Raw genomic sequence first — 13,247 nt, 5'->3', positions numbered from 1 at the left:
TTAGCAGAATGATAGCATGTTATCAATTGCACCATTTTTTTAGCAGGTGAAATGAATAGTAATTGGTCATTGATTAAAATCAACGTCGATAGATGCAGGAGTCGTAGATTGTTTTGTGTAATGCTTTGACAACATCGACAAATTAGCATGCATATCATTTAATTTTTCACACGAGAGATCTTAAAAGAAATTTATATAGATGACGAAAATTGATCCAATAATCGCAGTAAAGGATGTTGAAGCCAGCTCCAAATGGTATCAACAAATTTTTGGATTTAGAATAGAACATGGTGGTAAGGATACATTTGCCGTTTTGGTATCAGAGAATGATGAAATTCTACTCTGTCTTCATAAATGGGGAGAACACGAACATCCTACTATGACCAATCCAACGATTACTCCCGGAAATGGACTCATCCTTTACTTCAGGACGGAAAATATGAACGCCATACGACAAAAGGTTGAGGAGTTAGGGGGTATTGTAGAAGAAGAAATTCATTTAAATCCGAACGCTACGAAAATGGAATTTTCTCTTAGAGATCCAGACGGATATTATTTGACCATAACTGAATTTCACAAGTATGATGCTTAACATTTGGAAAGAATTGCTGAAGCAACTGAAGCAGGCAACAAGTCCTGAAATTAACTTTGCTTGCACGTAACGGAATGTTAGCATATTGTTTATTGCGCACGGTTTTATCCGGGTGAAATGAATTGAAACAAATTGGCCGTTGATTAAAATAAACGGCAATAGATAACGGAATCGTAAGATGTTAACTGCTGAGTCTGTTGGTAGCAGCATGCCAGAATGTTATCTATTGCAACCGATTTTAATCAAGTGAAATCTATTCGCAAAAAATTTCTGATTCTATTCAACGATAATTTTCTGTTGGCCCAACAATTCATTTTCATTGCTTAACCGAAGTATATATATTCCATTCACGAGCGATGAAATATTTATCTGGAAATGATTAGTATTTCCGTTTTGAAGGGTTTCAGTTTTCAGTGTTTGTCCCATCACATTAAGGATCGTGATGGTTGTGTTTCCAGGCAAATTATTTTTAGTAGTAATAGTTACATTGTCTGTTGCAGGATTCGGATAAACACTAAGTCCATTGATAGAAGAAGCAATTTCTTCCACACCCACATTGCAATTGTAATAAGCGGCTGCATTCAACAGTGCCTGGTTTACGTTCAGCCGTCCGCCGCTTACTGTTAAGCCATCCAGACTTGTAGCAGGATCAACTCCATCAAGGATAAATCCTTTGATGCGCAACATTGTTGCCGGCCTGTCATGCTTCAGATCATTGCTTAAAGAATCGCAAGGGAGTGAACAGATCAATGCAACGGCACCGGCCAGGTGTGGTGATGCCATGGAAGTGCCTGTTTTCGACCCGTATAAATTTCCAGGTATTGTAGAAAGTATAGAAGTGCCGGGTGCTCCTACATCAATGGTGGTCGCTCCAAAAGCTGCGGTTCGGTTGTCATTTTTATCTGTATTAGTTACCGTAATAAGGAAATCACTGCTGCAGGCAGTGGGCATGTCACTTTGTACATCTACATTCACATTGCTTCCGTTGTTGGTGGCTGCCGCACTCAATATGCCTTGCATACCCATTGAATCATACATGGCACACCAGATCGGAAAGTTTGCAGGCAAGGCAAAATCTGTTCCCCATGATGAATTGGTTGATACAACAAATGCACCTGAATCTCCATTGGTCTCATTGTATTTTGCGCGCATTTCAAGTATGTAAGCATAACCGGCAACAGCAATGGATTCAGTTCCTGAATTTCCCTGCACCGGTAAAATTTTTACATTCCAGTTTACGCCGGCTACGCCAATCGTGTTGTTTCCTTTTGCGCCCGCAATTCCTGCCACGTGTGTTCCATGTCCGCTTGAAAGTGAAGTGATCACGCCACTGTTTGTCTGCGAATTCCAGCCATCATAATCATCCACATAACCATTGTGATCATCATCAATTGAGTTGCCCGGAATTTCATAATGGTTCTTCCAGAAACTTAAATCCTGGTGTGTAAGATCGAATCCATCATCATCAATAGCCACCACAATGGTATCACCTCCGGCAGTAAAGCCGCCTGTTGTAATGTCCCAGGCGTTTGTTGCCCGCACATCTGCGCCGGCAGTGCCGCCTGTTTGCCCGATGTTGAGCATGTTCCATTGTTCACCAAACCGTTCATCATCCGGAACATTACGTGATTCGATAAAATGATTGTATTGTGCAAGCGCAACGGATGCGTTTGTTTTAATTCCTGCAAGCATTTTTGATTCATCAACAATAGCGTCATTAAAATGCAGGAGCCAGATATTTAATCGTTTTGAAAGTTGTTGTGAGATGACAAGATCAGTGGGCTGATTTTCGAATATCCTGAAACCGGCAATTAATTCATTCACATCACTTTCATGATGCAACATTACAATCAGGTCCCCGGGAATATGATCAGTTTCCTGTGCAAATAATTTTTCCTGATAAGTAAAAAACAAAGTGGCGATGATTAACAGCAGCCGCTTTTTTTCATGTGAAAAAAACATAATGAAAATGGTTTGGTGGTGTGAAAGCTTTAAATCGGTTTAGTTTTCAATTACTAATTTTCGGTAAACGACATCATTTCCTGTTTTAATTCTCAACAGATACATCGCATCTGCTAATGGCTGAACGTTGAAAGTTAAGGTGCCTGAAAGTGAGGGTGTGATCGCGAGCGGCATGATGAGTTTTCCCGATAGGGAAAAGATGCTGAGCTCCGTAATTTCCTTCGCCGGATTATTAAATGATATAGTGAATGTTCCATTATTTGGCATTGGAAAAATTTTGAGGTCATCGTTGTCTTGAAGGTGAGTGACTCCTTCACATACATCCACAGAGATAGTTGCTGTTTGTATTGCAGAACATCCGTAAAAGTTTACGTAGGTGTAGGTAATGATGTGTACTCCCAGACCGGCAACAGCAGGACTAAACACTGCGCCATTCATTCCGTCACCATTAAAAATGCCGCCTTGTGGATTGCCGATGAGTGTATCCGGCATCTGGAAATCACAGTAAAACGGATCAATGCCTTCAATGGCAGGTTGAGTGGGTAAACCGGTTGTTACCGTTTGTGAAATATTTGAACAACCCGAACCATTTGTTACAATGAATGTATAAACGCCCACCTCACCTGCAACATAAACCGGAGAAGTAGCTCCGATAATGTTCACATTATCGAGCTGCCACTGATAGGTATTTCCAGTAGCGGTAACTGCATGCAGTTCTGTGCCGACACAAACTGCTGAGTCAAGCGAAAAGGAGCCATCGTTATTTGCAAGAATTTTTGCAACAGGTAAACAGGCCGTGTCGGTCACATTGTAAATCTTACCATTTGTCACATTTGCAACATAAAGCTCACCGAGATGATCTTGTCCGAATGTAGAAAAAGCAAATTCATCCTGGCTGATTATTTCATCTCCAACCAATGCAGTAGTGAAAGTGCCATTTGTATTTTGTGTAGTGGCCCGGAATTTTCCACTGCAGTAATCAACGCAGACATATTTCCCATACAAATTAGCATACTGTGCTCCCCGATAAACATAGCCGCCTGTCAGCGAGCAATCACAATTGGATCCGGTGCAGTGCTGGTATTCATAAACAGGCCAGGTGATCACATCATTAACAGAACAATTGCCTGGTTCAAAATTATGAGTTCCTTCATAACAATCCCAGCCATAGTTCTGACCACCGCCATTAGCCACCGGCATAAAATCAATTTCTTCCCAGGTATTCTGACCAACATCACCAATCCACAAATCACCGGTAAGTTTATCGAAACTGTAGCGCCATGGATTTCTCAATCCATACGCCCATATTTCAGGATAATAATTAACGGTGTCTCCAACAAAAGGATTATCTGCAGGAACAGCATATGGTGAACCATTGTCAACATCAATCCGCAACATTTTACCCAAATATTTTTTTGTGTTTTGCGAATTTTCATCAGGATCGCCACCACTGCCGCCATCACCGGTGCCTGCATACAAATAGCCATCAGGCCCGAACTGAAGACAACCACCATTATGATTGTTGTATAATGGATGCGGGATTTCCTTCAGTATCAATTCGCTGTTAGGATCAGCCACATTCTCATTCAGCGAATCAACACTATAGCGCGCAATCCGGATCGTACCATCAGGCGACCTCGTATAATACACGAAAAAATATCCATTGTTGAAATAATCAGGATGAAAAACCACGCCCAATAAACCACGTTCACTGGATTGGAGGATCTTGGTATGAATATCCAGGAATGGTGTTGGATTTTTAATTCCTAGAGAATCGCTGATATAGATGTAACCATTTTGTTGCACAATGAACAAACGGCTGTCGCCACAATTTTTAATATCAACCGGACTGGTGTAACCGGTTGAAAATTCCTGCAGGGTAATTACCGGATCCTGCGCAGAAAGTTGAACCGATAGCAAAAGGAAAAATATAAAAACACAATCGTAAAAGGCTTTCTTCATGGTGGCATTTTAGGGGAGTAAATTTAGGCTAAAATAAATTGAGTGACACGTCATAGGAAGTGAATGGTGAATGGTGAAAATTGAAGATGGAAGAGTCAATGAGAAAGCAATCCGGAGCCCCTTGATTGTTGTAAATTTGGTGCAGGTTATTTTCAGGCTTAAAAAGAAATTAAAGACTGTAAGAAAGGTTGGGTGCCAGCCACTTCTCTGCTTCTTCAATTGTCATTCCTTTTCGGTTTGCATAATCTTCCACCTGGTCACGTGCGATTTTTCCGATGCCGAAATATTTTGATTGCGGATGAGAGAAATAAAAACCACTGACGGATGAAGCCGGATACATCGCAAAGCTTTCAGTCAGTTTGATTCCTGCATTTTTTTCAACCTGCAACAACTCAAATAATTTTTTCTTTTCAGTATGATCAGGGCAGGCAGGATATCCAGGCGCGGGACGAATGCCGTTGTAATCTTCTTGGATCAATTGAGGTGCTGATAAATTTTCCTCTTTTGCATAGCCCCAGTATTCTTTGCGCACCTGTTCATGCAGTTTTTCAGCGAATGCTTCAGCCAGGCGATCAGCAAGCGCTTTAATCATGATGGCATTATAATCGTCATGGTCTTTTTCAAACCGTTCAATTAACGCTTCAATTCCAATTCCGGCAGTCACTGCGAAGAAGCCAAGATGATCGTTATTGGATGTAACAGCAGTGGCGGGTAAGTTTTTTGGTTGAATAAAATCAGCGAGGGAGAAGTAGCTTTGTGACAGCGCCTTTTCATTTTGCTGACGCAGGAAATGAAAAGTCATTTTTTCATTGCTGTTTTCGGCTGATCCGGATGTATTTGTTTTAGGTGGCACCAATGTGATTTCAATATCATCATCGTTAACGACAGCAGCCGGATAAAAACCGATAACTCCTTTGGCTGTTAGTAATTTATTGCTGACTACTTCATCGAGTAATGTATTTGCGTCATCAAATAATTTCTTCGCTTCAACACCAACTTTTTGATCAGTTAAAATTTCAGGATATTTTCCGAAAAGCTCCCACGTTTGAAAGAAAGGCGTCCAGTCGATGAGCTTTCGTATTTCTTCCAAAGGAAATTCATCAAATACTTTTATTCCCGTGAAGGATGGTTGCGGAGGCGAATAATTTTCCCAGTCAATTTTTATTTTGTTCCTGCGCGCAAATGCAACCGGTACAAATTTTTTGTCCTGCTTGCGGCCTGCGTACTGATCCCGCAATTCCTGGTATTCCTTTTTTATTTTTTGTGAAAATAGAGGCTTCGAATCTTTGCCCATTAAACTTCCTGCTACTGTAACACTTCTCGAAGCATCTAACACATGAATCGTATCTCCCGAATATTGCGGTGCAATTTTTACAGCCGCATGAATGCGGGAAGTGGTGGCACCACCAATAAGCAAGGGTGTTGTAAATCCAAGCCGTTCCATCTCACGCGACAAATGTACCATCTCATCCAATGAAGGCGTGATCAATCCGCTCAATCCGATGATGTCGACGTTTTCCTTTTTTGCAGTCTCCAGAATTTTATCTGCTGCCACCATTACACCTAAATCAATAATCTGGTAATTGTTGCAGGCCAGTACTACACCAACAATGTTTTTACCGATGTCGTGTACATCGCCTTTTACTGTTGCGAGTAAAACTTTACCCGCATTTTTTGAACTGCCTTTTGCTTTTGATGCTTCAATATATGGCGTTAGAATAGCGACCGATTTTTTCATCACCCGCGCGCTCTTCACTACCTGAGGTAAAAACATTTTTCCGGAACCGAAGAGATCTCCTACTACGTTCATTCCTGCCATCAGCGGTCCTTCGATTACTTCAATGGGTTGATCATAATTCAAGCGTGCTTCTTCTGTGTCGGCTTCAATAAATTCCGTAATGCCTTTCACAAGTGCATGTTTCAGTCTTTCTTCTACCGGAAGCTTTCGCCATGCATCTTCTTCAACAACTTTCTTACCTTTTGCTTTAATGGTTTCCGCAAAGTTGACTAAACGTTCAGTTGCATCGGCACGGCGATTAAAGATGACATCTTCCACCAACTCCAGCAGATCCTTCGGAATGTCATCATAAACGCTGATCATGCCTGCATTCACAATGCCCATGTCCATGCCTGCTTTGATGGCGTGATAGAGAAAGGCCGTGTGCATGGCTTCACGAACAGTATTGTTACCACGAAAGGAGAAAGAAAGGTTGCTCACGCCGCCACTTACATTTGCATGTGGAAGGTTTTCTTTGATCCATTTTGTGGCGCGGATATAATCGTTTGCATAATTATTATGTTCTTCAATTCCTGTTGCAATGGCAAGAATATTGGGATCAATGATGATGTCCTGCGGCGGGAAATGAATATTTTTTGTAAGCAGGTCATACGATCGTTTCGCGATTTCAATTTTCCGTTCAAAAGAATCGGCCTGGCCTTTTTCATCGAAACACATCAATACAACTGCTGCACCGTAACGTTTTAGTTTTTTCGCCTGCTCTAAAAATTTGGCTTCTCCTTCTTTTAACGAGATGGAATTTACAATACCCTTTCCTTGCAAACATTTTAGTCCCGCTTCAATGATTTCCCATTTTGATGAATCAATCATCACGGGAACTTTAGAAATGTCGGGTTCGGCAGCAATCAGGTTCAGGAATTTTACCATGGCAGCTTTGCCGTCCAGCATACCTTCATCCATGTTCACATCAATAATCTGCGCGCCGTTTTCTACCTGTTGACGGGCAACAGCTACAGCGGCTTCGTAATTTCCTGCAAGTATCAATCGCGAAAATTCTTTAGAACCGGTAATGTTGGTTCGCTCGCCAATGTTGACGAAGTTGGTTTCAGGAGTAAGTGTAAGTGGTTCGAGCCCGCTGAGCCGGAGATAAGGGTTGATCATCTGCAATTTTATAAGTCGTGCAATTTCATTTTTATAAATACTAATAGGCAAGTTGCGGAACGTGTCTTGGTTCCATTTCTTTAACTGCTTCTGCAATTGCTTTGATGTGCTCAGGTGTGGTACCGCAACAACCACCAACAATATTCAGGAATCCGCTTGATGCAAATTCATGCAATACTTCAGCCATGTGCTTCGGAGTTTCATCGTACTCACCGAACTGGTTGGGTAATCCGGCGTTCGGATAACAACTGAGAAAACATGCACTCACGTTGGATAATTCTTCGATGTAAGGACGCATCAGTTCCGCGCCAAGCGCGCAGTTGAGACCAACCGATAAAGGTTCAGCATGTGAAACCGAATTCCAGAAAGCTTCGGGTGTTTGTCCTGATAAGGTTCTGCCGCTTTGATCGGTAATCGTTCCGGAAATCATGATGGGCAATTCACGTTTGATCTTATCGAAGTATTCATGAATGGCAAACAAGGCAGCTTTTGCATTCAGTGTATCGAAGATTGTTTCCACGAGAATTAAATCAACGCCACCGTCTATCAATCCACTCAATTGTTCTGTATAAGCTTCCACCAATTGATCAAATGTGACCGCACGAAAGCCGGGATCATTTACATCAGGAGAAAGCGAAGCCGTTCTGTTGGTAGGTCCGAGTGCTCCGGCAACAAAGCGTGGTTTGTCCGGAGTAAGCAGTGTAAATTTTTCTGCAGCCGCTTTGGCAATTCTGGCTGATTCAAGATTTATCTCATAGGCCAGTGATTCCATTTTATAATCTGCCAGTGAAATTTTTTGCGCATTGAAAGTATTGGTTTCAACGATGTCGGCGCCGGCTTCAAGATAGGCTTCATGAATGTCGCGAATGATGGTAGGCTGTGTAATGCTCAGCAAATCGTTGTTGCCTTTCAGGTCGGAAGGATAGTCTTTAAACCGTTCACCGCGGTAATCAGCTTCTTTCAGTTGATAGCGTTGAATCATAGTGCCCATTGCACCATCAAGGATCATGATTCTTTGATCGAGAATTGATTGGATATCCATGGTAATAATTTTTTTAACGATGAATGAAATTGAACAAGACGAAAGCGCAGTTTTGCAACTTTCATTTATTGTTCATTCAACACTGCTTACCAGGAAAAATCTTCGGTTGAACCGCTGATCTTATCTTCATCCCGACTGAAACCGGGATTAGGAATTAGCACCCACCGGGATGGGTTGCCAAGACATCGCAGGGCCTATTCCCTCCGTCTTTCTTGATAAGTGGGGCAAATATACTACTTCGTTCATAAAAATATTAAGTTGCTATAAGGCGGCTAATGGAATCTTTTCTCATTCAATTAAACATTCAAAAATTTGTGAAAATCAGTTGATGTTAAATACTCATTTCATTTTAAAAGCTTGAAGTTTAAAATAAAGCGACGCCCGATCATAAAAAACCGAAGTAGTCAGATAATTTGAAAGAGTACTATTGAATATGTAAATCTGTATCAACCACAACTTTTTGAGTTACCACTGATGTTTTTTCAACCAGCCTGATAATATACATCCCATCTGTAACATTGCGGAATTGAAAGGCAGACTTTCCCTGTAAAAAACTTCCGGCAGACATGCCTGCGATATTTCTTCCCTGTATATCGAGTAATTGAATAGCGGCTGTTTCCGAATTGGTGGTCACTTCAAAATTACCATCGTTTGGATTTGGGAATACAATTATACCCGGTAAAGTATGAATAGAAGAAACGGCTGAATTTAATGCACCATCATATCCGTCAATCATTGTTGTACCTGTATTGTCTGGATCCAGCCAGCGTTTTAACTGTGTTTCATCTGTACCATTACCCAGCCATGAAACAGAAAACTTTCCATAATAATCAGTCATCAGGTTAGAAGGCTGATTGCATGCAGAAGGTCCGTCGTAAAGTTGTCCGACAATGTGATGATGCTGATCGAAAATTGGTGAACCGGACGAACCTCCTTCCGTGCATCCTTCTGTCCACTCACCAATTTTCCAACATTGCACTCCGTTATAATATTGTGAAGTGACAGGATTCGATGCCCCTGAAATTTTTTTAACATCTCCGCCAGGATGATGAATGGCAATGATGGAATCAGCAGGTACATCCGCATTGGACCATCCGTTGAAAAATGGTGCATAAGATGCGGGAATGGTGCCACCGGATAAGCCACCGGTAATTTGCACCAGGCAAAAATCGGAAGTATCACTTCTTGCCTTGAGCTCACCTCCGCTCAGCGATTGGCTGAACGGGTTTGTTGCGGGTTCTTCACAAGCAGGCGTTTCCCAGTTGAATCGAAAAACCCATGATGCTTCATCTCCATCGTTGCAATGATTAGCTGTTAGTACGTAAGGAGTTCCATCCTGGGGCACATCATTCACCAGTACTGCGGAGCAAAATTCATTGCCACCTACTACAAGACAAATAATGCCACGTTTTTCATGTTGCCATAAATCGCCGAGTGGACAATTCACATTTATCTGGCAACTTCCTGCGTCGCCAAATGAGCGTGTGGAAACAAAATCATTTATTCCACGATAGCCATGTGTGACACGGTATAAGTGCAGGTGTCCTTCATTAATTGTTGTTGCGGGTGCATCGTATTCAAGAATGATGGAATCATCAGGTATCAGATCTGTAGCAAACTGGTGGCTGGCATTGTTGTTCTTCGATGTGAATGCACCGAGTAAAAATTTCTTATCAGGAGTGTAGATAAAAAGCTTTGCACCTTCAGGCAATTCATACTCATCAAATGTAAGATTGATGGTCGACGCACCGGATGAAGTAATACCGGTTCTCCAAATGCGGGTTCCATTATTTGAAGTAAGAGGTGTTGAACTTTTCAAAATGTCAATGTCAACCATGTGATTGTAACCAAACCGGTAAGCACCTTTGCTTTGATCGTTTACGCTGTCGGCTGCGTGCATTGTGGTAAAGTCGAACGGAGGCAGATTAGTAAATGTAACGGCAGCAGATAATTGAGAAAAACTCTCCGGCATTCCCCCTTCGCTCCATTGTGCGAATGAAATGGAATGAAAAAACAGTAATGTGAGTAAGAATAGGAAGTATCTCAAGAAATTATTTACGGATAAAGATATGCTATCGTTAATTGAATAACGATTTGTACTACAAGGTTACTTTACCGGTTTATTTTACATAGGAAACTGTTTTTTTTTTTGCCCCCCCTCCCTTTTTTCTTTTTTTGTTTAAAAAAAAAAAAACCCCCCCCCCCCCCGGCGGGGGGGGCGGCGGGGCCCGGGCCGCGGCGCCGCGCGGCCCGCCCTTTTTTCACACGGGGGGGGGGGGGGCCCCCCCCCCCCCGGCCCCCCCCCCCCCCCGGGGGGGGGGGGGGGGGGGCCGGGGGGCGGGGCCGGGGGGGGGCCCCCCCTTCTTGGGGTGGGGGGGGCCCCCCCCGGGGGGGGGGGGGGGGGGGGGGGGGGGGTTGGGGGCCGTTTCCCCCCCCCCCCCCCCCCCCCCCCCCCCCCGGGGGGGCCCTCCCCCCCCCCGCCCCCCCCCCCCCCCCCCGGGGGGGAAAAAAAAAAGGCAGGGGCCCCCCCCCCCCCCCCCACCCCCCCGGGGGGGGGGGCCCCCCCCCCAAAAAAAAAAAGGGGGGGGGGGGGGGGAGAAAATAAATTTTGCGGCGGGGGGGGGCCTCTGGGGGGCCGCGCCCCGTTCCCCGGGGAAAAAACCCCCCCCCCCCCCCTTTGGGGCGGGGGCCCCTTCCCCGCCCTGGCCCCACCATTTTAACAGCTAACAATTTAGCAATTTATCCAAGCAGCACCTTCTCAATCACCTTCGGATACCATTCATGTTCCAGCGCATGCACCTTTGTTGCAATGGTTTCTGCGGTGTCATCAGCGTCAACAGCAACATGTTGCTGAAGTATAATTTCGCCTTCATCATACTTTTCATTCAGGTAATGAATAGTGATGCCGGTTTCTTTTTCATTGGCCTGTAATACAGCTTCATGAACTTTACTGCCATACATTCCAGGCCCGCCATGAGCAGGAAGCAGGGCCGGATGAATGTTGATGATGCGTTTTGGAAATTCTTGCAAAATGTTTTCAGGAATCAACCATAAAAAACCTGCAAGCACTACAAGATCGCTGGCTGAGCTAATCAGCAGATTCAGTACGTGATCAGATTCATAAAGATCTGTTTTCGAAATCAGGTAATAAGGAACCTGGAATTCCTGCGCAACATCAATCACTTTTGCGTTTGGTTTGTTGCAGATGATCCCTTCAACCTTCACGCCTGGATTGTGACGAAAATGCTGCAGAATGGCTTTTGCATTAGTACCGGTTCCTGAAGCAAAAATGGTGATGCGTTTCATAACTGTTACAATCCGAATTCATTGATGAGCACCTGATGAAAGAAATCATTCATGTTGCCCAGGCCATCAATTTTTTGTAGCTCCAGTGTGGAGATAATGAAGTTGGTGGCACCGGATCCGTTTGATTTTTTCGCCATTACCGTTGAAATGCCTGTCCAGCCTGAAAGTTCCAGCGTGCTGTTGTCCTTTGCAATCAGTGAAGCATCGTACAATGAGGTTGCACCAACAGCAAGACTAAACGGCCGCACGACACCCAGAAAATAAGCACTTTTCAAATCAGGATAGCCAACCGCTGTAGATAAGATTTTAGAAGTATCTGTTAACAGTAATGTGGTATCAACCGGTACAATGAATGATTGAATGGGTGTGAAATCAAGAAAATCAGATTGTTCGTCAAACAAAGAAGAAACATACACTGACATCAGCAGTTTTCCATTGTTATTAAAAAAATCATTTAGCGTTCGCTGACCGAGTGACAATGAATTTACAGCATCATTACTAAACCAGATAATGGTTTTGAACAGCGCGAACAACTTTGATTGCGATAGGTTGTCAGGAGAAAGTTGGGTGTAGGCATTATTCAATTGCTGGAAGATCTGCATCGTATCTACCGACGGAAATCCGGCTGAAATAAGATGTTGCGTATAAAAACTTTCCACTGCCGAACCTCCGGATGTATATCCATCTACCAGCAAGATGGAACTCACCGGTTTCTTCACATAAATTTTATAGGACGCCACGAAAGGTGAAAGTGCCAATGCATTGTCTACCGCACGGATGTACAAAACATTTGTATCATTTAAAGCCAGTCCATTCATCAATTCAGGTTGAGCATCTGAATTGTTATTCAGAAAAACTTTGCATTGTGGAAAATTATTGAGCAAGTCATCTGCTTCAAAAACGGCACCCGTTGCGCTGATGTCAATCACATAAGGCAGTTGTGTAGTATCATTCCAGCAACATTCAAAATGATTCAGATTTTCATAACCATCCGGATCACTTCCTTCCCAGTAAAAGCGGATGACCGGAAAGGTGATGACAGGACTATTTTCTGCATCAATAAATGCAACGGCCGGTGCAGAATTTTTTACGGGATAAACAAGTGTTGCGGGAGTTGGATCTTTCGCGCCCAGGTTGTCAATGGCGCGCACTTTAAAATTAAAATCAATCGTGTCTTTTCCCGGTGGCGTGGCGAGCAGAAAAATGCTGTCCTGCTTTGTAGTAAAATGCCAACTACTTGATTCATCAATAATGCTGTCGAAGGTATATTCATATCCTGCCACCAACCCATCAGGATCATTTGCCCACCAACTGATTTCAACCTGTGAATTAAACCGGTCGTCACCAAGGCGGATAATGGTGTCTACTATGGTAAATGTTTCGGGTGGAATATTAGGCGTTAAATCTCCCTCTAATGAATTTTTGCATGCTGAAAAAAGCAAAACATTCAAGAAAAATAAAACTATATATGAAAGTTGAATCAG

General features: G+C 43.2%; 6 protein-coding genes, 1 pseudogene and 1 riboswitch. Of the genes and pseudogenes, 1 reads left to right on the top strand and 6 read right to left on the bottom strand.

Features of this window, described 5'->3' with window-relative positions; all coding sequences use genetic code 11:
• The first annotated feature begins 199 nt into the window (after nt 1-199).
• Entirely contained in the window at nt 200-592 is a 393-nt protein-coding gene (locus tag IPO83_04945) for a VOC family protein (protein MBK9730623.1), read from the top strand.
• 276 nt (nt 593-868) lie between these two features.
• Here IPO83_04945 and IPO83_04940 read toward each other — a convergent pair whose 3' ends face one another.
• The 6 genes and pseudogenes from IPO83_04940 to IPO83_04915 form a co-directional block, all read right to left on the bottom strand.
• A complete protein-coding gene (locus IPO83_04940) occupies nt 869-2,554 on the bottom strand; it encodes a S8 family peptidase (GenBank protein MBK9730622.1) in 1,686 nt (561 codons plus the stop codon).
• A gap of 39 nt (nt 2,555-2,593) precedes the next feature.
• A complete protein-coding gene (locus IPO83_04935; GenBank protein ID MBK9730621.1) occupies nt 2,594-4,516 on the bottom strand; it encodes a PQQ-dependent sugar dehydrogenase in 1,923 nt (640 codons plus the stop codon).
• 169 nt (nt 4,517-4,685) lie between these two features.
• Nucleotides 4,686-8,457, bottom strand: a pseudogene (gene metH, locus IPO83_04930) (methionine synthase).
• 117 nt (nt 8,458-8,574) lie between these two features.
• Nucleotides 8,575-8,679, bottom strand: a riboswitch (SAM riboswitch).
• Nucleotides 8,680-8,881: 202 nt separating this feature from the next.
• On the bottom strand, nt 8,882-10,504 hold the full coding sequence (locus tag IPO83_04925) for a trypsin-like peptidase domain-containing protein (protein ID MBK9730620.1): 1,623 nt from the start codon (nt 10,502-10,504) through the stop codon (nt 8,882-8,884).
• Between the two features lie 692 nt (nt 10,505-11,196).
• Entirely contained in the window at nt 11,197-11,763 is a 567-nt protein-coding gene (purN, locus tag IPO83_04920; GenBank protein ID MBK9730619.1) for a phosphoribosylglycinamide formyltransferase, read from the bottom strand.
• Nucleotides 11,764-11,768: 5 nt separating this feature from the next.
• A complete protein-coding gene (locus tag IPO83_04915; protein ID MBK9730618.1) occupies nt 11,769-13,214 on the bottom strand; it encodes a hypothetical protein in 1,446 nt (481 codons plus the stop codon).
• Between the last annotated feature and the right edge of the window lie 33 nt (nt 13,215-13,247).

It is taken from the genome of Chitinophagaceae bacterium (assembly GCA_016717285.1).
Lineage (GTDB): Bacteria > Bacteroidota > Bacteroidia > Chitinophagales > UBA10324 > JACCZZ01.
This window is presented reverse-complemented; position numbering and strand designations above follow the sequence as displayed.